Here is a 24,605-nt window from a genome sequence, read left to right as displayed (position 1 = left end):
AATTACCCACACCAAGGACAAATGCATGCGAATTCTAAGTGGGCTTTTGATTCTTAGCCTTGCTGGTTCTGTAAGTCTTGTGGCTCAGAAAAGCGATCCAGCACGAGTCGCCGAGTATGCCAAGACTCTTCCCTCCGTCACGCCGCCTGTATTCGACGAGCAGAGGAAAGAGACCCTTGCAACCTATGCCATCAGTTGCTCTGACCACCCGCAGGAGAACACCGGAACCCACGATAACTTTCTCTGGGGCTACGAGAAGATGCCCGTGCTCCTTGAAAGCTACGACAGAAATCGTGCTTTCTTTGGCTGCTCAAACTGGCATGACGCCGTGGGCTCTGTCTGGACGGTGATGCGGTTGCTCCTTCAGAATCCAAAGCTCCCTTTGGAAGGGTCCATTAAGGACATTGCGACCACCCACTTCCGTAAGACCAACATGGACGGCGAGTATGCTTTCTTTACTCAACCGAAGCCTGCCGCCATGGCTATCGTTGCCGAGCCGAACTTCGAAGAGCCCTACGGCTACTCCTGGTTGCTCAAACTGTACGGCGAGACGAAGGCTTCGGATTCACCCGAAGGCAAGAAGATGGCGACAGCCCTGGCGCCATTGGCCAAGTGGATGTCCGAACGCTATGTTTTCTATCTCTACAATCTCAAATACCCGTTCCGCGTGGGAACCGATGCCAACACGGCATGGGCAATGAGTCTTGCCCTTGACGGCGTAAACCTCTCCGAAGACACAACCATGAAGACCGCAATCCAGGCTACTGCCCTTCGTCTCTTTGGCAAGGACAAGGATTGCCCCACCGGCATGGAGCCCCAGAATTCGGATGACGTCTCGTCCTGCCTCACGGAGGCAGCCTTGATGGGCCGTGTCATGGACCAGCAGGCCTACCTCAAGTGGCTCGACGATTTTCTTCCCCCGGTCTACTCAAAGCTCTTTGAGGGATATACCAGGAAGATCGATACCAGCCACACGAATACGACAGACGCCGACGCGCAGCTTCAGCTGGATTATAAGTCTCACCTGATTGCCCTGAACTTTCAACGCGCCACCGATCTTCTCCTCATCTCCTACGCTCTACCCCAGGACGATGCCCGCGTTCCAGTCTTCAAGACCCTTGCCGCAATCAATGCAACTCATGGATACGAAGACCTCGGCAAGGCTGGGTATGAGGGCCAGCACTGGCTCGCTACCTACGCTCTCCTCTATGAAAATGCGGCGAAGGGACCTGCGCCGCTCGCCCCCGAGAAGCCCAAGAACCATGACAACGCCGCCACCGCAGACTAAGTAAGACCAGTTGCGAGCCGAAACGCAATCATGCCAATGCCCCATCACCGATCAGGAACCTAAAGGACGCTCGTATGCGCATACTATGGACGGTATCGATCATGCTCTGCTTCACAGGTGTTCACTCCCTGTTGGCCCAGCGCAGTGACACCGCGAAGATAGCGGACTATCTGAAGAGCCTGCCCGCAGTCAATCCTCCGGAATACGGAGAAGTGCAGCGGCTCTCCCTTGCCGCGAATCCTATAGGCTGCGAGGACCATCCGCATGCCCCCCGCCTGGGCGTAGCAACCGACACGCGCCAGGCCTATCTCTGGCAGCCCCAGGGGGCGCAGCAGATCCTCGAAGACTATGACAAGCATCGCGCCTTCTATGGCTGCCTGGATTGGCACTCCGCGGTCAACTCGACCTGGATGATGGTGTCGCTCATCAAGGCCGATCCCACCATTGAGGTAGCTCCGGCGATTCGGCTTGAGCTCGAAACCCATATCCAGAAATCCAATATTGATGGAGAGATCGCCTACTTCAAGGCCCTCAAAGGCCGCGAAGCCGACTTCGAAAAACCCTACGGATATGCGTGGCTACTCAAGCTCTATGGAGAGGCCAAGACATGGGACGACCCTGAAGGGAAGCGTGTTGCCACAACCCTGGAGCCTCTCGCAAAGTGGATGACCGAGCAGTACATCACTTATCTGCGCAGCCTCAATTACCCCATTCGCGTAGGGCTGCATCCCAACACCGCACTCGACATGAACTTCGTTCTCGACTACACCACGGAGACCAGAGATACGGCCACTCAGGCCGTCATCCATGACACCGCGCTACGCCTCTTCGGCAACGACCAGAACTGTGCTACGGAGTCCGAACCCGTCTTCGGCACCTTCGCGTCGCCCTGTCTTGCGGAGGCAGCGTTGATGGGGCGGATTCTCGATCCGTCCGCCTACAGCAAGTGGCTCGACACCTTTCTCCCGCCCGTCTATTCCGATCTCTTCCAGGGTTACGTGAAGGAGATCGATGCCATGCATGGAGACAATCTTGACAGGTCCGGTACCGATGAGGAGGGTCTGCCCAATGCGCATCTCGTCGGCCTCAACTATCAGCGCGCAGCCGACTTCGAGATGATCGCCAACGGCCTTCCGAAGGATGATCCCCGCGTCGCCGTCTACCGCAGGTTCGCCAACATCTCCGCTAAGGAGGGGTACACAAAAATAGGCACGGCCGGTTACCTCGGCACCCATTGGATTGCCACCTATGCGCTTATGTATGAGAACCTTGTCAACGGGCCGGTCGCGCCACCGGAAACCGTGCGCGCTGAGGTGAGAAAAAAATAGTATGTGCTCTGCAGTTGCCCATACAATCATCGCGGCGGATAGGTTTGCACACTATCACAATCACCATCCCGGAATGGATTCTGTTGTATACACTTGGTACATTCCAATGACGGAAGCTCAACGCATTTACAAGGAATTGAAGCAGGATATCGTTACCTGCAAGCTGTCTCCCGGGCTCTCCATTTCTGAGTTAGAGATGTGCGATCGTTACGCCGCAAGCCGAACCCCCGTCCGTGAGGCATGCCGGCGTCTCGAAGACGAATCATTGATGCAGATGATTCCTTTTCGCGGCTATAGCATCACTCCGCTGACGATCGAAGAGTACCGAAATCTGCGTGAGCTTCAGTCCGTCGTAGAACCCGCGGTCGCTGCTCTCGCTGCAGAGCGTGCAACCCCAGAGCAGATCAAGGAAATCAGTGGCTGGGCAACATACGAATATCAAATTGGTGAGAGAAATAGTTACTACACGTTTCTTGAATGGAATAAGAACTTTCATATTTCGATTGCGGCCGCTAGCCGAAATCAGTCCCTGCTCCAGATAGTCACCAACGCGCAGACCCGTCTCATGCGCTATTACTACCTGGTGATCGTGATGGATAGCTACGGCCCGCAGTTGGTTGCCGAACACCAGGAACTTGTCCGTGCGCTTCGTTCCGGCAATGCCGAGTTAGCTCGCGCGCGCGCCAGCGATCACCTCGAAAACACGGTGAAGCGCAGTATGAAGGTCGATCTCTTAGCGGTGAATCTTCCCAATGCCAACCCCATGAACACCGATTATTCCGACTGGCTCCGCAATCCTGAGCCGCTCGGTGCAAAGCGTCCCAAACGTGCAAGGCTTACACGCACGCGCAAGACCCTCAAACATTAAATGATTCAACCATATGCGGAACAATTTTCGTTCCAGGGGAAGACCAGGTTTCAAGTCCTATGCGTATAGCCATCGACACTGGCGGAACGTTCACCGATATTGTGTATTTTCAGAATTCGCAGTTCGTTGTGTTGAAGGTGTTTTCAACCCCGTCCGATCCTGGAAGAGCAGTGATCGAAGGGCTGCACAAGATCTCGCCCGATCCCGACGTCGTCGTTCGGCACGGCACCACAGTTGCCACCAATGCCATGCTTGAGCGCAAGGGAGCACGCGTTGCGTTTCTCACGACCAAAGGTTTTGAAGACACGATTGCGATTGGCCGCCAGGCACGGCCGAAGCTCTATGACTGGTTCCAGCCAGCGCCAGAGTGCCTCGTTCCCAAACAGCTTCGCTTCGGCGTCTCCGAGCGAGTCAGTTCGAACGGAGATTTACTCCTCGCGATCGATCCCGTTGAGCTGGAGATAATAGTTAATAACATTGCGGACGCCGGCGTGGATGCCATCGCTGTGTCGACATTATTCTCCTTCGCTAATCCGGAGAGCGAAATCAAAATCGCCGCAGCACTCGAACCCCTCGGCTTGCCCCTTTCCATCTCGCATCGCATCCTGCCTGAGTTTCGCGAGTATGAACGTGCATCCACCATCGTTGCCAACGCCTACGTCGCTCCCAAGGTAGGTTCATACATCACCACCCTCGCAGCCAACATATCGAAGGTCTACGCAGATAGCCGCCTTGAGGTCATGCAGTCTTCGGGCGGCATCATCTCTGCTCGCATCGCCGCAGCAGAGCCGGTTCGAACCATGCTCTCCGGACCTGCTGGTGGTGTCATCGGCGCCTATAAACTTGCAGGCCTTGCCGGATTCGACCAGATCATCGGCTTCGACATGGGTGGGACTTCCACCGATGTCTTCCTCGTCGACGCGACCGGCCCGCACATCAGCAATGAGTCGATCATTACCGGCATCCCCATCGGTGTGCCCATGCTGGACATCCATACCGCCGGTGCTGGCGGCGGCTCCATCGCTCGCTTCGACGCCGGAGGACTGTTGCGCGTAGGCCCGGAATCTGCTGGTGCCGATCCCGGTCCCGTCTGCTTCGGCCGTGGCACACAACCCACCGTCACTGACGCGAATCTTGTTCTCGGTCGACTCGATACCGACCGCTTCATGGGTGGCTCCATCAGCCTCGACCGCGATCGGATGCTGCAGTACATGGAGCAGGAGAAGGGAAGTCTCGCCACCGTCGAAGAGTTCGCCTCCGGTATTCTGCGCGTTGTTGAGACCTCCATGGAGAAGGCTATTCGTGTAATCTCCGTCGAGCGGGGCTATGATCCCCGAGACTTCACGTTGGTTGCATTTGGCGGAGGCGGTCCTCTGCATGCATGCTCTCTTGCGCACGCCCTGCAGGTGCCGCGTGTACTCATTCCAGCGCTGCCCGGCGCGCTCTCAGCAGTAGGCATCCTGCTCGCCGATACCATGCGCGAATACTCTCGTACCGTCATGCAAACCATCGATGCTGACCTCGAAGAAACCTTCGCCGAGCTCGAGAGGCTGGGCTTCAACGAGTTTGAAACCGAGGGTCTCGCAGGCAAATCCTTTCGCTCCGTCGACCTCCGCTACCGAGGCCAGGGCTATGAGTTGAATATTCCCTACGGTCCCGATATGGCCTCTGCCTTTCACGCCCTGCACCAGCGCAGATACGGCTTCGCGAACGAGGGCCGGCCCCTTGATATTGTGAACATCCGCGTGCGCGTCGCCGCTCCGGCAGAGACCTTCGAGCCACCACGGCAGGAGATTATCGATGGCGATGGCAGTGCTGCCCTCGTCGGCACCCGTACCGTCTACTTCGATGGCACGCCCCACCCGACGCGTCTCTACGAACGCGACAAGCTCCACGCGGGCGACACCTTCACCGGTCCCGCCATCATCTCCGAATACAGCTCCGCCACTATCCTGCCGCCGGGCGATGTCCTTCGCGTCGACGCCTTCAAGAACCTGGTGATCGAGGTGTATGCATGAAGCCGCAACCCGTTAGTCCCATCGAACTCGCTATCTTCAAGAGCGCTGTTCACTCCATCGCCGAAGAGATGGGCGCCGCTCTTCGCCGCACCTCGATCTCGCCTAACATCAAGGAGCGTCGCGACTACTCCTGCGCTCTCTTCGACCGCCATCAGCGCGTCATTGCTATGGGTGACCATATGCCCGTGCACCTCGGCTCCATGTCTCACTCGGTCGATGCAGTCGTAAAATCCCTCAAGCTCGGCGAGGGCGACATCGCCATCCTCAATGATCCCTATGCCGGCGGCACTCACCTCCCGGATATCACGCTTGTCCTTCCCATCTTCATCGAAGGCGTCGACGGTCCAAGCTTCTACGCAGCCTCCCGCGCTCACCACGCCGACGTCGGAGGCACCTTCGCCGGCTCCATGGGGCCCTGCCGCGAGATCTATCAGGAGGGCATTCGCATCCCCGCCATTCGTCTCGTAGTCGGTGGTGAAACCAACACTGAAATCCTCTCACTCATCCTTCACAACGTCCGGACACCCGAAGAGCGCGAAGGCGATCTCGACGCGCAGATCGGTGCCTGCCGCGTCGGCGAGCAGCGGCTAAAAGACTTAGTTGCCAAGTACGGCCATGCCAAGGTCAACGAGCTCTCCGACGGGCTGCTCGCCTACACGGAACGCCTGGTACGCGCTGAACTTCGCAAGATGCCCGCAGGCAGATATGAGGCCGAAGACTTCATGGACTCCGATGGCATCACCGACGATCCCATCCGCATCGCCGTGGCCATTACCTTCGATCCTGACGCTGGGTCGGCCGCCATCGACTTCAGCGGCTCTTCCCCGCAGGTAGCGGGAAGCATCAACGCGGTCTATCCCATCACCTACTCAGCCTGCTTTTACGTCTTTCGCTGCTTATTAGGAGACGATGCGCCAGTGACCGCCGGCATGATGAACGCCATCACCGTCTCCGCGCCGGCCGCCACCATCGTCAATGCGCGTCCACCCGCGGCAGTCGCCGGAGGTAATGTGGAGTGCAGCCAGCGCATCGTCGATGTCCTTCTGCGCGCACTTGCCAAGGCCGCTCCCGACCGTGTCCCCGCCGCAAGCTATGGCTCGATGAGCAATCTCACTGTCGGCGGCTGGGATGAGCGCTTCCATCTGCCCTTCACCTATTACGAGACGACTGCCGGCGGCATGGGTGCACGTCCTGGTATCGATGGCATCGACGGCATCCACTGCCACATGACCAACTCCCTCAACACGCCCGTTGAGGCACTCGAGTACGCCTACCCCTTCCGCGTCCGTTCCTACTCCTATCGCAAAGGCTCAGGCGGCGCGGGCGAGTTCAAGGGTGGCGACGGTCTCATTCGCGAAGTGGAGCTGCTAGCTGACGCGCAGGTAACGCTACTCGGCGAGCGCCGCAAATTTCAACCCTATGGTCTTTCCGGTGGTATGGGCGGCGAGGTCGGCCTGAATTTGCTCATCAGGCCCGACGGTACCTCCGAAAAGCTTCCTGCGAAGTGCAGCATCTATGCAAAGAAATACGACCTCATCCACCTCGAAACACCGGGTGGTGGCGGTTGGGGAGTGCCCGAAATTGGCTAGATCGAAGTTTTCGAAGTCCTTATAAAACAGCATCGTCAAAGCAGCAAAGAAGTAGCACTCAATATCGAATGGGGTATTACCGTAATTCGTTTCGTTGCAGTATGCGTTGCCTTTGCTCTTGAAGGAGTCAAGCAGTAGCGTCTGAATTCCGTGTTTCCGCGGGATTCTTCAACGCCTCAGGTAATAGAAGCGAGCATCCGGCCACGTACAAATTTCCAAACCGCGCCTCAGAAAAAGGAATCCCTCATGAGTGAGCCAGGCATCACCATCCTGCCAACCCGCAAGAAACTCTGGTTCCTCCAACTCGAATCCGAGGAGCGCTCCGCACTCGTCGCTACTTTCGCCGGCTGGATGCTCGACGGCATGGACGTCATGGTCTACAGTTTCGTGCTCCCGACTCTCATTCTGATCTGGCACATCAGCAAAGGCCAGGCCGGTTTGCTCGGTACCTCGGCTCTACTGCTCTCCTCTGTCGGTGGCTGGCTCGCCGGCCTCGCGGCCGACCGCTTCGGTCGCGTCCGTATCCTTCGCTTAACCATCCTCTGGTTCGCAGTCTTCACTTTTCTCAGTGGCTTCACTAATAGCTTCAATCAGCTCTTCATTATTCGCGGCCTCCAAGGCCTCGGTTTTGGTGGCGAGTGGGCCGTCGGCTCCGTCCTCATCGGCGAAACCATTCGAGCTAAGTATCGCGGCCGCGCCGTCGGCACCGTGCAGGGTGGCTGGGCCATCGGCTGGGGAATCGCCGCGCTCTTCTACACACTCTTCTTCGCTGTACTCTCGCCTAACATGGCCTGGCGCGCGATGTTCTGGATCGGCCTCGCTCCCGTCGTGCTCGCTATCTACGTCCGCAAGAATGTCCAGGAACCGGAGATCTATAAAGAGGCGACCATCCTCCGCGCCAACCATCCATCAACGAACAAGGGCTCCAATCTCACTTTTCTCAAGATCTTCTCGCCCGCAATTCTTCGCATCACCGCGCTCGCCTCCCTGGTCGCGCTCGGAGCGCAGGGTGGCTACTACGCCATCAACACCTGGCTCCCGCTCTACCTCAATGCGCGCGGCCTCAACGTCACCCACACTGGCGGCTATCTCCTGGTCGTCATCCTCGGATCCTTCGCCGGCTACCTTGTCAGCGCCCATCTCGCCGACAGGCTCGGCCGCAAACTCACCCTCATCCTCTTCGCTGCGTTCTCCGCGCTCACCGTCTTTCTCTACACCATCGTCCCCATCAGCGACACGACCACCCTGCTCCTCGGCTTTCCGCTCGGCTTCTTCCCCTCCGGCTCCTTCAGCCCCATGGGAGCCTTCTTCACCGAGCTCTTTCCCACCGCCATCCGAGGCTCCGCCCAGGGCTTCTCCTACAATCTCGGCCGCGGTGTAGGCGCCTTATTCCCCGCGCTGGTCGGCTACTTCGCCATCCACATGCGCCTGGGCCACGCCATCGCGATGTTCGCCGTATCTGCCTACCTGCTCATGATCCTCGGGGTCCTCCTACTGCCGGAGACCTGTGGCGTGGAATTGGAAGAGAACGAGAAGAGTGCGATTTTCTAAATACAAAGCTGTTCGCGAACTGAGAGCTGACGGCCTGTTGCCAAAGAGCACGAAGCTACGCTCTTCAAAGTATCTGAACAACCTGATTGAGCAGGATCACCGCGGGGTCAAGTCCAGAGCCCGACCTATGTTCGGCTCCAAGAACTTCTAGCCTGCCGTTATCACGATCGCTGGCGTGGAACTACTCCGCCGTATTCGCAAGAATCAATTTGCCTTAAGTCGACTGAGGATCAAAGGCCAAGCTGCGCCCGCGATCTGGAATGCCATGCTCGCCGACATTCGAATGAAGCTATTTTCCTTTCAATACACGCATCGCCTCCTGCGCCGCTCGTGGCGCAGTTTTAACGTAAATGCCCCACATCTCGTCGATGAGATGTGGGGCATTTACGTTTCGGCTGCACCGCTTTGGGCCGCGGCTAGAGCATTTTCCCTGTAGGTGTAGAGCGGGGCCTCGATCTTTATGGGTGTTTTCCCCAATGAAAACGCCGCTGCACGCCCGTTTCCGGATTCCCAGCAACAGGGAAAATGCTCTAGTTGAGGGAGAACCAGTTGAAGTTCGCGACGGTGTTGAAGAAGCCGCCGGTGTCCATGATGAGTTGGAGCGTGTGTGCGCCCTCGGGTAGCTTGACGTTGGGAACATCGAGCGTCTGCCATGTCTGCCAGCCGTTGGTTTGCGGGACGGATAGGGCCGGAGTGATGCGTTGGCCGTCGCAAGCCAGGTGGAAGACTCCTCCGCCTACGTCAGAGGCGACGCGGACGTGCAGGGTGTATGTTCCTGCACTGGCGATGTTGACCGAGTAGTTGAGCCAGTCGCCGGGGTTGGTAGAGCCTACGTCGAATCCGCCGCCGGTGTCGGTAGACGTTTCGATGGAGACTGTCTCGCCCGGACGGTAGTTGGCTCCGCCTGCGTTTGTGGTGGCGCCATTCCAGTAGCCGATGGATTTACCGCCGGTATCGAAGTTCTCGGCCTGGATCATGCCCGGGATGGTGGCTGGAGTGCCTCCGAACGGTGCGCTGGCTGTGGGAGGATTTACAGCGAACCAGTTGAAGTTGCCCATACCGCCGGAGGGCCCGTTGCCGTCGAGGGTGACCTGCATGATGTGCTTGCCCGGCTGGAGCTGGAAGCTGGGCGAGACCATGGTGGTGTAGGTCTGGAAGGCGTTGGTTTGAGGCACGAAGAGATTACCCGTGGCGTTCTCTCCGTCGAACGAGACGTGGTAGTAGCCGCCGGGACCGGAGGAGGCTACGCGCGCCTGAAGGTTGTAGATGCCGGCCTGGGTGACGTTGACTGTGTAACGAAGCCACTCGCCTTCCTTGGTAAAGCCGACGTCGAAGCCGCCGCCGGTGTCGCCAGTCTGCTCGACGCCGACAGTTGCGGGCGCACGATAAGACGGGGCGTTGCCCTGGTCGGTGGTGTCGAGGTTGAAGTAGCCGACGTAGTTGCCGCCGTCATCGAAGTTTTCAGCCTGGACGAGGCCGGGAAGCGCCCAGGGAGTTCCGCCGAAGGGCGTCTCCTGCCCGCCGATGGTGAGTTGAACCGTGGAGGACCGCTCGACGCCGCCCTGACGGCCGGTGATGGTGAGGGGATAGGTGCCGCTTTGCGCGTCCTTCGTGGTGATGATGGGAAGGAGGGCGTTGGGAGCGAAGGGAAGCTGGCCGACCGCGCCGAAGGCCCCGGAAGGTAGTCCCTTGAGATCGAGTTTGACCGGGGAAAGATCAAAGCCGTAGTGGTTGACGTTGACGGAGAAGAGAGTGCCTTCGCCAGGAGCGACTGTATGTGTGTCGGGACCGGCGGTGACGTCGAAGGTGTTGCCCTGGTATCCGGCCCAGGTGAAGGTGGCGACGGCTTTGGCGGGGAGAGCGTAGCTGGCCGTCTTGCCGTGCCAGTTGAGGCTGAATTGGCTGGGAGTGGATGCGGCGTTGTAGACAAGGACGGCGACGGAGCCGTCGGGGTTCTTGAAGGCTACATCTTCGACGTTGCCGCTGCCGAAGGAGTTCGACTGGATGCGATAGGCACCGGTCTGAACGAACTTCGAGAGGTGGCCGAGGGCGTAGTACTCGACGTTGCGGGAGACGGTGGAGGGGGTGGTGCTGGTGTCGATGGTGACGATGCCGCGGCAGTCGTTGCAGCCGTGCTCGACGGTGGGGCCACTGTTCTGGTCGAGATCCATGTTCCACATGGTGACGGTCTTGCCCCAGTTGCGGAGGACGTTGATGATCTGGCCTTCGACGTCGTTGCCGAGGTTGGTGGCGAAGTCGGGTGCGAAGGTGCCTCCGGTGCACTCGGTGAAGTAAATGGGGGTGTCGGGGTAGAGATCGTGAATGGCATTTTGCGCGTCGGCTACGTTACCCGCATAGCAGTGGAAGGAGATGCCGGCCAGATATTGGCGGGCCTCAACGTTATTAAGGAGGACTGCGGGATATTTGGGGTTGTCCCAGTTGTGTTCGTAGCCCAGGATGCCGGGGGTCGCGTCATTGGGGTCTGCGTTCTGACCGATGAAGTTCCAGTTCTGGTTGCGGAAGTGCATGTTGCGAAGAGCAGGACCCATGTACTCGGCGATGAAGCGGCCCTCGTCGGTGGGGTTCATGAACATGGAGGAGTAGCCGGTTGTCTGGTTGAGAGGCTCATTTTGAACGGCGACGTAGTTGATGGGGACGCCATTGGTCTCGTAGGCCTGGATGAACCTGGTGAAGTAGAGGGAGAGTGCAGCGAAATTGGCGGTGTTGAACGAACCGCCGTCGAGCGTGCCGCCGTCCTTCATCCATGCCGGAGGCGACCAGGGGAGAGCCATGACTTTCATCCTGGGATTGGCGGCGATGGCCTCGCGCAGGGTGGGAAGAATGTAGGCCTTGTCGTGGTCGATGGAGAAGTGCTGCATGTGAGGGTCGGTGTCGTTGGCGGCGAGGTCGTCGTAGGTGAAGCTGCTGAGCGAGAGGTCTGTGGAGCCCATGGGCTGACGGAGGAAGCTGAGGTGAATGCCGTCTTCGCTGAAGAGATCCTTCATCAGCGCAGTGCGCTGGGCGACTGTGAGTTTGTTCTGGACGAGCCAGGCGCCGGAGTCGTTGAAGGTGCCGCCGACGCCTTCGAGCTGCTGAAAGTGGATGGTGTCATCGACGTCGATGGCGAGCTGGCTGGCCGTTCCGGGGGTGAAGGTGAGGGAGGGTTGCGGAGCGAGGAGCGAGGTCTGATCGGGCGTGGTTTGGACGACGCTGACGACCTGCGCATGTGCGGGCAGGAGCGTGACGGAGAGAAGGAAGGCGAGAAGAGTCGGTTTTACAAGAAAATCGATTGTCTTGGGAGTTAGGGAGGGTGCGCTCATGATGGAACCCTTTCTGGTTTCGGAAGCGGACCATTAGATATCACACGAAAATTGGGGGTGTCAATTTAGCCGAGAACCTGTTGGAGATGCTGATACCCGACGCTCTGAATCCTCTGATCGACGAGGAACAAAGCGAGCTTCTTGCAGCCACGGATTGAGGCGAAGGCGAGCCACGGACTCGACGAACCGTTTAGCTGCGTTCAGGTCCGCAAACTCGATGCAGAGGTTCTCTCGCGCAAACACCTTAAAACCACCTGTCATGTTCTATACGCCACAACAACTTAGGCAAGACCCGGCCGTTGCGTAATGAGCAGGTCAGCGGTTCAAGTTCGCTCGCCGGCTCCACTTTTTGCCCTCCTGAACCTGTTTTGGTTCTAGATATCCACTGAAATCTTCTGTATAGCCTCACAACCCCCTTGAATGACGGAGGGTTGGCCCGCATACTCGCATCAGAGTCTAGCCGCGTGGGGCGGCAGCCTTGTACCGAGAGACGAGCGCCGTGAGCCGATACTGCCGAGAAGACGTTCTGCGCATCCTCCGCTTACCAGCCCGCCAGCTTGCCACCTGGGAGCGCGCCGGACTGGTGGCCTCTTCAGACAATTACTCTTTTGACGAACTCGTACAGTTGCGCAAGCTGCGCGATCTGACCGCAACCCGCATCTCCGTGAAGAGTATCCGGCGGTCGGTGGACGCGATGCAGAAGGTCGCCGGTATGGCCAATCCTCTGCAGGAGTTTGCGGCGGTACGCTCAGGATCGGGGGTAGCATTCCGGCAGTGGGGAGCGCTGGTCAATCCCGTGACGCGCCAGATGGCGTTCGATTTTGAGCTGACTCCCTGTGCGGGGATGCTTATCGTCCGCGCAAACGGACAGGCGCCTTCGCGGCTTTCCAATGAAGTACAGGATATGTTTCTGCGCGCGGTGCGTCTGGAAGAGCGCGGCGAGACGCTGGGCGATGCCAAGGTGCTCTACGAGACGATTCTTGAGATGCAGCCAAACCATGCGGCGGCGGCGATCAACCTGGGCACCATCCGCTACAACGCGCGCGACTATGAGGCGGCAGAGGCCTTCTACCGCCGGGCGACCGAAGCTGATCCCGAGTACGCGCTGGCTTTCTTCGACCTTGGCAATGTGCTGGATGAGCAGCAGCGCCTGGCCGAGGCTATTACAGCCTACGAGCGAGCCGTGGAACTCGTGCCCCAGTATGCCGACGCGCACTACAACCTCGCGCTGGCCTATGAACGGGTCAAGGAGCCGCGGCGGGCGTTGCGGCATTGGACAACGTATGTCCGGCTGGACCCCTCCGGTCCCTGGGCCAGCCATGCCCGTGGACAGGCCAAGAAGATTCTGGGCTCGGAACGGCTGGCGATCGTCTGCCGGCATGGACGGACGCTGAAGATCGCCGGGTAGCTGCTCGTCCAAGCAAGCAGTCAAGCCACGCTGATACACTCCCATCCAACGCTGCTAACTCTGTTTTACCTTTGGGAGACCCTGTCTGATGGCTGTACCCTCAACCTTCCGCCCCTTTGTGCCCGCTTCTGAAAATCGGAAGGAGCTGTCATTCCGGGCGTTGCTGCTCGGTTCGATCTTTGGCGTCATCTTTGGCGCGGTCACTGTTTATGTCGGCCTGCGGGCCGGTCTGACCGTGGCGGCGAGTATCCCGATTTCGGTGCTGTCGATCTCGATCCTGCGGGTCTTCGGCAGGGCGTCGATTCTGGAAAACAATATTGTGCAGACGACCGGCAATGCCGGTCAGTCGATCGCCTCGGGCGTGATCTTTACGCTTCCGGCGCTGATCTTCCTGGGGTTCGACCTGGAGGCCTCACGCATCTTCGCGCTGGCGCTGTTTGGCGGCTGGCTGGGCGTACTGTTCATGATCCCACTGCGGCGGCAGTTGATCGTCGAGGAGCATGGAACGCTGGTCTATCCCGAGGGCACCGCCTGCGCGGACGTGTTGCAGGCAGGAGAGCGCGGCGGGTCGTTCGCCAGCCGGGTGTTTCTGGGGCTGGGATTGGGTGGGCTCTATACGCTCTTCCAGAATGAGAACCTGTTGGGGCTGTTTCCAGGCACCCCTAACTATCAACCGAACTTCGATCCCAACGGGCAGCAGATTTTAAAGGGTGCGGCACTCCGCGCGGACGTTACGCCGGAGTACCTGGGCGTGGGGTACATCATCGGGATTCGTGTGTCGGCCATTATGCTGGCGGGCGGCGTCTTTTCCTGGTTGGTGCTGATGCCCGCGATCGTCTTCTTCGGCAAGCACCTGAGTGGACCTCTATATCCGGGCACCGTGCCGATCAGCATGATGAGCCCCAGTGATTTGTGGAAGACCTATGTGCGGCCCATGGGCGCGGGTGCGGTGGCGGCGAGCGGTCTGATTACATTGCTGCGCACGGCGCCGACGATCCTCGGGGCTCTGACCTCCGGTTTCGCGAAGATGGGGAAGAGCAAGACTGCGGAGGTAGAGACGGAAAGCCGTACGGAACGCGACATGCCGATGAGTGTGGTGGTCGGCGGCAGCGTTCTGTTGATCGTGTTGATGTTTCTGTTCCTTCAGTTCAAGCCCGTTCCCGGAGCCCAGGTGGGTTGGCTGGCGAATATTGCGGCCTCGCTGCTGGTGATCGTGTTCGGCTTCCTGTTTGTGACGGTGAGCGCGCGCATTGTGGGCATCGTGGGGTCAAGCGCGAGTCCGGTGTCGGGCATGACGATTGCTACCCTGATGGCTACGGCTGCGATCTTCCTGGTGAAAGGGTGGACGGCTCCGGCGTTTGGCGCGCTGGCGATTACGATCGGCGGCATGGTGTGCGTTGCCGCTTCGAACGCGGGCGATACATCCCAGGATTTGAAGACGGGTTATCTGATCGGCGCGACTCCCTGGAAGCAGCAGCTTGCGGTGATGGTAGGGGTGATCGTCTCGGTCTTCGCCATTGGCCCGACGCTTACCGCGATGAATAATGGATTCGAGAGCTTCCAGAAGCTGCCGCAGCCGCGTGCCATGACGTTGGCTACACTGCCGGATGGCGTGCAGGACCAGGGAGCCTTCAAGCGCGATACCTTCAGCCTGACGCCGTGGGGATCGAAGGCGAAGGGAACGGGTGGCTCCGTTTCGAACGGCAAGCAGTATGAGTTGCTCAACTCCATCGGGTCGTCGACGCTGGAGGATGGCAAGTATCTCTACAATCCCGCGACGAAGCAGATTGAGATCCAGTGGGTACAGGGCATCGGGAGCGAGGAGGTTGCGGCGCCCCAGGGACGTCTGATGGCGACGGTCATCAACGGCATCCTGAGCCGTAAGCTGCCGTGGAGCCTGGTGCTGCTGGGAGTGGCCCTGGTCATAGGCATCGAATTGCTCGGAATACGGTCGCTTACCTTTGCCGTGGGAGCGTATCTTTCCATCGGCACTACGCTGGCGATCTTCTGTGGCGGCGTCGTGCGCTGGCTGGTGGATCGGGCGGCGGCGAAGGCCGGCGAAGGGGAGAAGAGCGAAGCCGAGAATGAGGTCTCGTCCGGAAGCCTGCTGGCCTCAGGACTGATTGCGGCCGGTGGCATTATGGGTCTGGCCGGTGTGGGGCTGAAGCTGTTGGAAGAGTTTGTGACGCATCGTCCGACGCCGCATTTCAGCACGACCAATCCGCTCTACAGGGACTGGGTCAGTTGCGTGGCGTTTGCGCTGCTGGCTTTCAGCCTCTACTACTTCGCACGCAAACCGCTGGGAAATAAGGAGCAGTAAATCGTGAGAATCAAGAAGAGTTCGATGCAGCGCTGGGTTGCAGCCCTGGTGCTGGCCCTGGCCGTGGCCCCCTGTGCGCGTGCCGATGAGGCATCCAAGCGTGCGAAGGTGGAAGAGCTCGTCAGCGTCATGCACATGGATCGCATGATGGACCAGATGCTGGAGGCGATAAAGGGGCAGACCGAGCAGGCGATGCAGCAGCCCGGGGCCGATTCGATGACGCCGGAGCAGAAGAAGATAGAGACGGATTATCAGGCGAAGGCCTTGCAGATCGTGATCGACAGCATGGGCTGGAAGGCCATGGAGCCGCAGTTCGTAACTCTTTATGCGCAGAACTTTACAGAAGAAGAGATCGACGGAATGGTCGCGTTCTATAAATCTCCGACGGGACAGGCTGTGCTGAACAAGATGCCGCAACTGATGTCTTCTGCGATGCAGCTTACACAGTCGCGCATGGTCGATGTCCAGCCAAAGATAAAAGCCTTGATGGATGACATGGTGAAGCAGATGGATGCTGCCACTCCAAAGTCGAGTAGCCCCGCCGCGAAAAACTAGGCGTGTGAACGCCGAATCACGTATTTTGTTCCCCCACAGGAACGTCATCCTGCGCGTCCGTTCGACTACGCTCAGGACCGAAGGACCCCGAAGGACTTGATCTCACCCAGGATGCCGGGACCTTTTCCAGCACGAGAGTTCAGGCTCGAGCGCTCGGGGTAGAAAAGCTCCAAAGGGCATAGGCAAGAGGTCAACCCTCGGGGTCCTTCGACTCCACGTCCCCTGGTCCTGAACGGTATCCATTGATTGAAGGCAAACCTTCATGGATGTCCTGCTTCGATACCCTCGTAAGATAGGTCGGCGCAAGGATTGCTCTGTTGGCTTAGCAAACTGTCATTTGTTTTATTCCATCGCGATCTCACTGACAAAAAAAAGGCCTGTATCTCACTCCGTTGGGAGTGAGATACAGGCTGTGTTTCAGCTTCCGAACAGCTGGTTAGAATTCGATGCGGCCTGAAAGCTGCAGCACGCGAGGGTTTCCGTTGGTTGCGGTGAGCTGACCGAAGTTGCTCGTAGCGGTGATGGTGGTTTGCCCGCTATAGCTTCCATAGTCAAGATCGTCAAAGTTGGGATGATTCAAGACATTGAAGGCGTCAGCACGGAACTTGAAATTGATGTTCCTGGACGGGAGGATCGCGAAGGTCTTAGCCAGCCCTGCATCCATGTTGAAGAACTCGGGGCCACGAAGGATGTTGCGGCTTCCTATGCTAAGCCCGAGCGGCCCGGAGAACGCATTCACTGCTGCAGTGGGATCAGCAAAGACATTCGGCGAGCCATCCTCTCCCTTGTGAATGCCACGTTTAATGGCGTTCTTATCGCCATTGAAGATAGCCGGCGCATCGTTTGCGAAGCCGGCGACGAAGGCATTCGAGAGCGGTGACCATGCCTGTCCGCTGTGCCAGGAAGGAATACCACTCACACTCCAGCCACCGATCAGTTCATCGGCAAACCGCGGCAGAGTAGCGCCGATGCTGCGTCCGCGACCGAAGGGCAGCGCGTAGGTAACGTCGCTGGTGATGTAATGTGTCGTGTCAAAGTCAGAGTTGCCACGGCACGCGCGCGGGTGCACGAGATCGCAGATAAACCCGTATCCGTCACCGGCACCGTCGTTCGCGACCTCTGACGTGTTGTCAATGGAGTGCGACCAGGTATAGTTCACGTCGAACTGCAGACCGTGGCTCAGGTTCTTCTGCAGTGTGACGAGCAGACCGTTGTAGCTGGAGAAGCCCTTATTCGTGAAAAAGGTATTTTCGCCAAACTGGGCGGACATACCCACGTTGGGCTGCAGGTAGGGAGAGAGCGCCTGGATGAAATCGCCGAAGTCGCCAACCCTGACCAGATTTGTATTGGAGGCAACGGCAGCCGAGGTGTTATTAGGGTAGATTGTCGACCCGCTGCTCTTAAAGTTGCTGGCGAGCTGATGTTCGAACCAGGGCTCCGCGGGCAGGTTTTTCTCGCTCATTCCGGCACGAACTTCACGCTCGATGTTCTGCATGGCCTGGTTCATCGTCTGGCCCGATGCGGCATCGGGGAAGTCGATCAGCTGTGCGGCGTCGCCCTGCGCCAGTAGCCTGCGGCCAAGGCGACCGACATAATTGACCTTGAGCACGGTAGAACCCTTGAACTGGTGCTGCATGCCAAAGCTGAGCAGGATGGAATACGGCGTCTTGAGGTTGGGATCGACCGTGGTGTTGAATTGGCCTCCTTGCAGGCCATTGGTAACACCGTTGGTGACCCAGGGTTGAAAGGGAGCCTTGGGGGTAGGGGGGGCCGCTACGGTCGGTGCAGAAGCGATGCGCGGGTCGTTGGCGACGGAGCCGGTTGGGTCGTTAACATTGCCATTCTGATTGGTGACGTTCTGTTGGAACAGATAGGAGTACTCAATCTGCTGATTCAGAATCGCGTTGATGACGGTGCGGTCATAGACGAGGCTCGCGCTGGCGTTGAAGACAGTGGATGGATCGAAGCCAGGTGTATACGCGAAGGCCACGTGCGGAGCGAAGTCCAGCAAGTTTGACTTGTAGAACCCCGGGCCGTTGTTCTTTTTGCCGCCTAGCACGTAGGTAATAAACGGCACCGCGTTGTTGCCCGAGATGCCGGCCGCACTCTGCTTCAGGCGAGCATCAAAGTACTGGTCGAAGCCCGTGGTCTGGATGGTTTCAAGACCCTGGCTCTCATAGGGCACCGTAAAGAACTGGTAGTTCAAGCCGGCATTGATGGTGACTTGCGGGGTGATCTTCCAGCTATCGCTGATATAGGACTGTGTCTGGTAGTCGACCCATTTGCGAATGGAGGAAGAAGGTTGCGCCAGTGCGTTGCCGTTGACGTCATAGTTGAAGGTGCCTGCGGTGCTCGCAAGACGTCCCAGTGAAGAGACAAAGGCGTTGTCGAAATCCTCCGATGCCGTACTATCCGCCGGCAGAATGTTCTTCGGTTCAAGCTGAGGAATGCCACTGAGGTGGCCGCCGAGACCGATGTTATAGGTGTCGTAGCCACTCGTGGTGCTGTTCATGAAGTGAATCCACTTGAAGTAGCCGCCCAGCTGCAGCTGGTGACGTCCGAGGGTCCAGGTAAAGTTGTCATTCACCTGCGAGATGATCACGTGACGAGAAGTCGCGCCCGAGGGGTTGGAGTAAGGATCGTCCACAAGCGTGGGAGTGAAACCATTGAAAAAATCGACGTGGTAAAGCCCCTCGACATTTGAGGGTCGCGAGTCGTCAAAGTCCTGCACGGTGCTTCCATAGGTGAGCTGGTTGAACTTCGATTGGCTAATCTCCCAGTCCATGCCGGCTGCATACCTATAGCTGCGGTCGACGAACTGCTGTGACGGAGGATCGCCAGGGAACTGCTGCAAGCCGTTTGACTGTACCGCGTTTTGACGAGTGACGTTGCCGATACCGAAGAACTTGATCTGCGGGGTAAAGGCATAGTCAACGCGCCCAGTGTAGTTCGTTAGATTGTCGGGCTCCGGCGAATTAAAACGGAAGCCTGCAGTGTTCACTCCGTCGCCGTGGCTCAGATCGTTTGGTGCCGGATAGCGGTTTTGGAAGAGGGCAAGGATCTGCGGACTTTCTCCCACATGGGCCGGATCGATCTGCTGCACCTGGGCAGGGGTAAGAGAAGAGATGCAGTTCGCGGCGGTGTTCTGTCGAGAAGAGTCAGTGCAGTCCGTATTGTTGTTGATGTAGGAGATGGTGCCCGCAGCTAAGGAGGGAAGAGGAACCGTACGCTCTACCGTTGCCTGCTGCGCGATGCGCGAGTCCAGAAAATTGAAGAAGAAGAAAAGCTTATCGTGCAGGATCGGGCCGCCCACGGCACCGCCGAACTGGTTTTGGACCAGCTCCGGCTGAGGAACACCCTCATTGGCATCGAACCAGTTATTCGCCGTGGTGGAGTTGTCTCGATGATACTCATTGATGTTGCCGTGCCACTGGTTCGAGCCGCTGCGGGTGATGAGTTGGAACTGACCGCCACCGCCCGGACCATTGTCCGCGGTGAAACCGCCGGTGGTACCGCGGAACTCCTGGATCGAGTCGACCGGGGCGTTGCCCGTGATTGAGGCGAAGGTGCCGTTGGAAACATCGTTTACGTCCAGGCCGTCGACCGTAACATTGTTTTGGTCGGTGCGTGCGCCGGTGGTGGCACCGCTTGAAGTAATGCCGGGCTGCAGGCTAAAGAGCACGCTTGGCGTGCTGCGGTCATACACGGGCAGATCCTGCAACTTCGATACCTGGAAGTTGTTGCCGATGCTGGCGTCGGTCGTGTTGAGCGTCACGTCTGATGAATCGGTGACCTGCACTTCCACCGTCGAGATGCCGACAGTCAGCTTTGCGTTCTGCGTACGAGAGTTTGCAACGTTTACATAGATATCGTTGATCTTGAACGGGGAGAAGCCCGGAGCGCTGAACTCCAACGAATACCCGGGGCCCGGGGGAACGCTCGCGAAGTGATAGGAGCCAGCCGAATCCGACTTGACCTCGTAGCGAACACCGGTCGAAGCCTTGGAGAGAACAACCGTGGCACCGGGAATGACTGCATCCGACGGGTCGGTAACGGTACCATTTACTGAGGCAGTTGTCTGCGCATAGATGATTGCGGGCACTGCAAAAAGTATGAACAGGAGTACGGATCCTATAAAGCTTCGACGCATGGAGCTCCTTAAGAAGGTATGGGTGGACAAAACTCGTAACACTGGCAGAAATCGTTGTGAGTGTGGGTCCAGTGAGCTGGATTGCCGTCTCTTCAGAAGAAGAACAGCCCACCTGGGATGATCGTTAACATGCAATATACATGCCATTTTCGTTAAATTCATATTTGGGCATGTTCCGAGCATGGAATTGCGCAAAATATGGTTATTTGTAGGCAATCATCCGCAAAACAGACGGTTATCCCTCAGCGAAGAAATGGGAACGTTCATGGCTGTTTCACTTCGATAGAGTTTTTATGGGCGCAACGGGTTGCCTGAAGACCTCATGGCAATGCGAGATACCAGCTTTATCTTCGCTGGTGCTTGTGAGATAGGTTCGGGCTTTAGCCCGGACATGACTGGGCGGCCGATAGATAGGGCTTTAGGTCGTGTCTGACGAATCGGGGACAACAACGAATCAGATATTTTGTTCCTCTACAGAGACGTCATCCTGAGCGTAGCGCCTCGCGTTTTTTGCGAGGTGCGGAGTCGAAGGACCCCGAAGGACTTGATCTCACCCAGGAGGCCGGAACCTTTTCCAGCACGAAAGTCCAGGCTCGAACGCTCGAGGTAGAAAAGCTCCAAAGGGCATAGGCAAGAGGTCAACCTTCGGGGTCCTTCGGTCCTGAGCGTAGTCGAACGGACGCGTCCCCAAAAGCCGGGACGCTCCGCTCAGGATGACGCTTCTGTGGGGAGACCCAAAATAAAAGCTATGCGCGTAGCGAGCTTGGTTTCGCCCTAAACTACTATCTTCGATTTGTCAGACACTACTTAGCCCCTGGGATAGGCTCTCCTCTCCGCAAGCAGAAATGCCAAGGAGGAGAAAGCTCGTCCCAGGGCTAAAGCCCGGGCCTATCTCAGAGACAACAACAAAAGCGTAGTCGTCGATTGGTTAGATACGATCTGCGAACAGAAAGAAAGGCTGCTCTATTGAGCCGGAGGGGTGGGCTTTACCGCACCGCAGTCGGCACTTTTGAAGACCGAGGACGAGTGGTTGGTCCACTCGATGGTCTTACTGTCTGCGCCGACTTGAATCGATCCGAGGAAGTGGACCGTGCCCGTGGCATGGCTGTCGTCGCTCCAGGAGGACTCCAGGGTTCCCTTACCGCTCATCTTGCCGGAGCAGACCATATCCGCCGTCACGCTATTCGCTTTGGCGACGACATTCGATATCTGGCAACCGGCTACCTGGGGGAGGACGGAACCGTATTTATCCAGCTGCTGCTGGGTCAGGCAGACCAGCGTGGTGTGCGGCTCTCCGCCGGGAGGGATGATGCCAGCGGGAAGCGGAGACTGCTGCCAGGTCATGGTCGTGGTCAGTTCCCACAGACCGGCCTTCCGCGTCGTCGCCCAGAGGCAGGTTGCTGCGGACAAGAGGCAAACGGAGACAAGGATGGCAAGTCGGGGCTTGAGCATGAAGGATTTCCACCAGGGCGCAGTAGCACGCGAGTAGGATAACCCTGCTCCGTGAACTCTTGCATTGTGGGAATGATTTCTTTTGTTCTTCTCTCTGTCAGTCCGACAGAGAGAAGAACAAAAGCATCCGGGTAGGGGTTACAGCTCCAGTATTACAGTTCCAGGATGATGGGCATGATCAGCGGACGGCGATTGGCGTTCTTCTGGATGAAGCGCTTGAGGTCGCCGCGGATCTTGTCTTTCATCACGCCATAGTCGCGGCGCTCTTCTTCGCTGGACTGCTCCAGGGTGCGCACGACGATATCGCGTGCATTGCGGAGTAGATCGGGATCATCGGCTGCGAAGCCGCGCGTGGTGATCTCAGGCTGACCTTCGATGGCACCTGTGCGCTTGTTGATCGCGATGATCGGCAGGAAGAGGCCGTCTTCGCCGAGATGCTTGCGGTCGCGGATGACGGTGTCTTCGACGACGTCGGCGGTGGAGTTGTTGTCGATGCAGACGCGGCCGGTGGTGACCTTGCCGGTCTTCTGCGCGGAGTCCTTATCGAGCGTGAGCACATCGCCGTCTTCGAGCAGGATGACCTTCTCGGGGACACCGGTCGAAAGGGCTAGCTCGACGTGGCGCTTGAGGTGACGGTAGTCGCCGTGCACGGGGATGAAGAACTTCGGCTTGACGAGGTTGATCATCAGGCGGAGCTCTTCCTGCGAGCCGTGGCCGGAGACGTGAATCAGACCGTTGGTGCCGTCGTCATGGATCACGCGGGCATCGCGGCGCTCGAGATGGTCGATGACGCGGTAGATGCCCTTCTCGTTGCCGGGGATGATGCGGGAGCTGAGCAGGACAGTGTCGCCTGGATCGATCTTCGCGAACTTGTGGTTGTCCACCGCCGCGCGCGAGAGCGCGGACATGGGCTCGCCCTGGGTGCCGGAGATGAGGATGCAGAGTTTGTCCGGAGCGAAGTCGCGAATCTGGCCGGGGTGGATGATGAGGCCCTGCGGCGGATCGATGTAGCCGAGGTCCTGCGCGATCTCTGTCGAGTTGTCGATGGAGCGGCCGACGAGCGCGACCTTGCGGCCATGCTTGTGTGCGAGCTCCATGGCGATCTTGATGCGGTGGATCGACGACGAGAAGCAGGAGAAGAAGATCTTCTTCTTGGTTGCGGCAAAGATGTCGTCGAGGCGCGGGATCACAGCCTTTTCGCCGGGCGTGAAGCCGGGGCGGTCGACGTTGGTGGAGTCCTGCAACAGGGCAAGCACGCCCTGTTTGCCGAGGTCGGCGAAGGCCTGCAGATCGAAGGGGTGGCCGTCCGGCGAGGAGAGATCGATCTTGAAGTCGCCGGTGTGCAGCACGATGCCGACAGGCGTATGGATCGCGAGAGAGACGCAATCGACGAGCGAGTGCGTTACCCGGATGGGCATGACGCTGAATGGCCCGAGGGTGAAGCGCTTGCCGGGGAGGATCTCGATGAGCTCGGCGTCGTCGAGGAGGCGGTGCTCGTCGAGCTTGCCTTCGACATAGGCGAGCGTGAACTCGGTGCCGTAGACCGGAACGTTGAGCTCCGACAGAATCCAGGGAAGGCCGCCGATGTGGTCCTCGTGGCCGTGGGTGAGCACGATGCCGCGGACCATGGAACGGTTTTCGATGAGGTAGCTGATGTCAGGGACGACGATGTCGACGCCCAGCAGCTCTTCTTCAGGGAACATCAGGCCGGCGTCGATGACGAGGATATCGTCGCCGAATCGGAGAGCCAGGCAGTTCATGCCGAACTCGCCGAGTCCGCCGAGGGGGATCATTTGCAGTTTTTCTAAAGCCATGGACTTTCAGTCTAGCGCAGTAAATGGCCGTTAGACGCACAGGGCAGGCGATTAGCGGGTTTTACGCTAGATCGCACGAAGAACGCGGGCCGGAAGCGTGAAGATCGCGGAGATCAGTTCGAAGACGCCGCTGACCGCGATTCCGACAAGACGGAAGGGCAGAAGCACCAGCCAGATGAAGGGGTAGAGGATCAGCGCAAGCAGCGCGGCGGGCCAGCAGATGACGAGGAGAAGGCAGAAGAGAAGCAGTTTCATGGAGGGGACGAACTCCTTTCTTCAGTGAGTACGCAGAGGGGATGCGGCAGGTTCCCAGAGCGATTGCGACTAGGAGGCTTTGGCCTCGCGAGTTAGAGCATCGTGAAGGATCATCTTGAGATAGGTTTGATACTTTAGACCGCGCTGCTCCGCTTGTTTGCGGGCCATTTCGATATCTACGGGGTCGAGACGGATAGTTGTGGTCGGAATCCCTCCAACACGCGCAGCCGTGCCGCGACCAAGGCGGCCTTCTGCAGCAGCCTTGGCAAAATCCTTATCGAGTTCATCCTGATTCTCAAACCACCACTTTGCCTCTTCGGCTTCGGATTTGAATTCAGGAAGGATTCTCTTCTCCATTTTGCTCGAACTCCTTGTATTCCAGATACGTGAGACGCAATGCACGGCTCGGCGGATAAGCAGTCACAACGCGAGTTAGCCCATTGCGCAAAGTACTGACGACTACGAGAATGCGGCCAGCCAGTGTTTCTCCAACCTCGCGATATCTTGTCTCATCGTTATGAGATGAATAGCCAAGATCTAAAGGGCTATTTGCAATTACCTCTTCTGCCTCCGACGGTAATACGTCGTGTTCTGCAATGTGAGTAATGTTCGCTTCATCCCAATCAAACATTCAATGTGCCTTTATTAGTTTTTTGATCGTGGCACGAACGAAGTACAGCTTTGGGTGT

Annotated in this window: 16 protein-coding genes and 1 pseudogene; 10 read left to right on the top strand and 7 right to left on the bottom strand. The window is 58.2% G+C overall.

Annotated features, from left to right (window positions below; genetic code table 11):
• Positions 1-25: 25 nt before the first annotated feature.
• The 7 genes and pseudogenes from HDF15_RS01845 to HDF15_RS01815 form a co-directional block, all read left to right on the top strand.
• On the top strand, positions 26-1,288 hold the full coding sequence (locus HDF15_RS01845) for a DUF2891 family protein (RefSeq protein WP_184252554.1): 1,263 nt from the start codon (positions 26-28) through the stop codon (positions 1,286-1,288).
• Positions 1,289-1,362: 74 nt separating this feature from the next.
• Positions 1,363-2,616 (top strand): DUF2891 family protein, encoded by a 1,254-nt coding sequence (locus tag HDF15_RS01840; RefSeq protein WP_184252553.1) that lies wholly within the window; start codon positions 1,363-1,365, stop codon positions 2,614-2,616.
• Positions 2,617-2,722: 106 nt separating this feature from the next.
• Entirely contained in the window at positions 2,723-3,484 is a 762-nt protein-coding gene (locus HDF15_RS01835) for a GntR family transcriptional regulator (protein ID WP_221314228.1), read from the top strand.
• A 59-nt stretch (positions 3,485-3,543) separates the two neighbouring features.
• A complete protein-coding gene (locus HDF15_RS01830) occupies positions 3,544-5,502 on the top strand; it encodes a hydantoinase/oxoprolinase family protein (RefSeq protein ID WP_184252551.1) in 1,959 nt (652 codons plus the stop codon).
• Positions 5,499-7,091 (top strand): hydantoinase B/oxoprolinase family protein, encoded by a 1,593-nt coding sequence (locus HDF15_RS01825; protein WP_184252550.1) that lies wholly within the window; start codon positions 5,499-5,501, stop codon positions 7,089-7,091. Before HDF15_RS01830 ends, HDF15_RS01825 begins: the two co-directional genes overlap by 4 nt.
• 246 nt (positions 7,092-7,337) lie before the next feature.
• Positions 7,338-8,642 (top strand): MFS transporter, encoded by a 1,305-nt coding sequence (locus tag HDF15_RS01820; protein WP_221314227.1) that lies wholly within the window; start codon positions 7,338-7,340, stop codon positions 8,640-8,642.
• A 7-nt stretch (positions 8,643-8,649) separates the two neighbouring features.
• Positions 8,650-8,853 (top strand): annotated as a pseudogene (locus HDF15_RS01815) (DDE-type integrase/transposase/recombinase); the annotation flags it as partial.
• 319 nt (positions 8,854-9,172) lie between these two features.
• On the opposite strand, the gene HDF15_RS01810 reads toward HDF15_RS01815, so the two are convergent.
• On the bottom strand, positions 9,173-11,962 hold the full coding sequence (locus HDF15_RS01810; RefSeq protein ID WP_184252548.1) for a carbohydrate-binding protein: 2,790 nt from the start codon (positions 11,960-11,962) through the stop codon (positions 9,173-9,175).
• Positions 11,963-12,461: 499 nt separating this feature from the next.
• On the opposite strand from HDF15_RS01810, the gene HDF15_RS01805 reads away from it, so the two are divergent.
• The 3 genes from HDF15_RS01805 (at position 12,462) to HDF15_RS26155 (ending at position 16,245) form a co-directional block, all read left to right on the top strand.
• On the top strand, positions 12,462-13,370 hold the full coding sequence (locus HDF15_RS01805) for a tetratricopeptide repeat protein (protein ID WP_184252547.1): 909 nt from the start codon (positions 12,462-12,464) through the stop codon (positions 13,368-13,370).
• An 88-nt stretch (positions 13,371-13,458) separates the two neighbouring features.
• Positions 13,459-15,690: an OPT family oligopeptide transporter gene (locus tag HDF15_RS01800; RefSeq protein WP_184252546.1), complete on the top strand. Its 2,232-nt coding sequence runs from the start codon at positions 13,459-13,461 to the stop codon at positions 15,688-15,690.
• A gap of 3 nt (positions 15,691-15,693) precedes the next feature.
• The gene (locus HDF15_RS26155; RefSeq protein WP_184252545.1) at positions 15,694-16,245 is read left to right on the top strand and encodes a DUF2059 domain-containing protein; all 552 of its coding nucleotides are present in this window, start codon (positions 15,694-15,696) and stop codon (positions 16,243-16,245) included.
• Positions 16,246-16,681: 436 nt separating this feature from the next.
• Here the strand turns inward: HDF15_RS26155 and HDF15_RS01790 are convergent, their stop codons facing one another.
• The 6 genes from HDF15_RS01790 to HDF15_RS01765 form a co-directional block, all read right to left on the bottom strand.
• Complete coding sequence (locus HDF15_RS01790) at positions 16,682-20,395, bottom strand: carboxypeptidase-like regulatory domain-containing protein (protein ID WP_184252544.1); 3,714 nt, start codon at positions 20,393-20,395, stop codon at positions 16,682-16,684.
• Positions 20,396-21,358: 963 nt separating this feature from the next.
• The gene (locus HDF15_RS01785; RefSeq protein ID WP_184252543.1) at positions 21,359-21,847 is read right to left on the bottom strand and encodes a DUF3617 family protein; all 489 of its coding nucleotides are present in this window, start codon (positions 21,845-21,847) and stop codon (positions 21,359-21,361) included.
• 152 nt (positions 21,848-21,999) lie between these two features.
• Positions 22,000-23,661, bottom strand: a complete 1,662-nt coding sequence (locus tag HDF15_RS01780; RefSeq protein WP_014266865.1) for a ribonuclease J — start codon at positions 23,659-23,661, stop codon at positions 22,000-22,002.
• Between the two features lie 66 nt (positions 23,662-23,727).
• Positions 23,728-23,916, bottom strand: coding sequence for a hypothetical protein (locus HDF15_RS01775; protein WP_014266864.1), 189 nt, complete (start codon positions 23,914-23,916; stop codon positions 23,728-23,730).
• A gap of 69 nt (positions 23,917-23,985) precedes the next feature.
• Complete coding sequence (locus tag HDF15_RS01770; protein WP_184252542.1) at positions 23,986-24,273, bottom strand: hypothetical protein; 288 nt, start codon at positions 24,271-24,273, stop codon at positions 23,986-23,988.
• On the bottom strand, positions 24,251-24,547 hold the full coding sequence (locus tag HDF15_RS01765) for a BrnT family toxin (RefSeq protein WP_184252541.1): 297 nt from the start codon (positions 24,545-24,547) through the stop codon (positions 24,251-24,253). The genes HDF15_RS01770 and HDF15_RS01765 overlap by 23 nt, the downstream gene beginning before the upstream one ends.
• Between the last annotated feature and the right edge of the window lie 58 nt (positions 24,548-24,605).

Source organism: Granulicella mallensis (assembly GCF_014203225.1).
Lineage (GTDB): Bacteria > Acidobacteriota > Terriglobia > Terriglobales > Acidobacteriaceae > Granulicella > Granulicella mallensis_A.
Note: the sequence above shows the minus strand (reverse complement) of the source record. Positions and strands in the feature narration are given on the sequence as shown.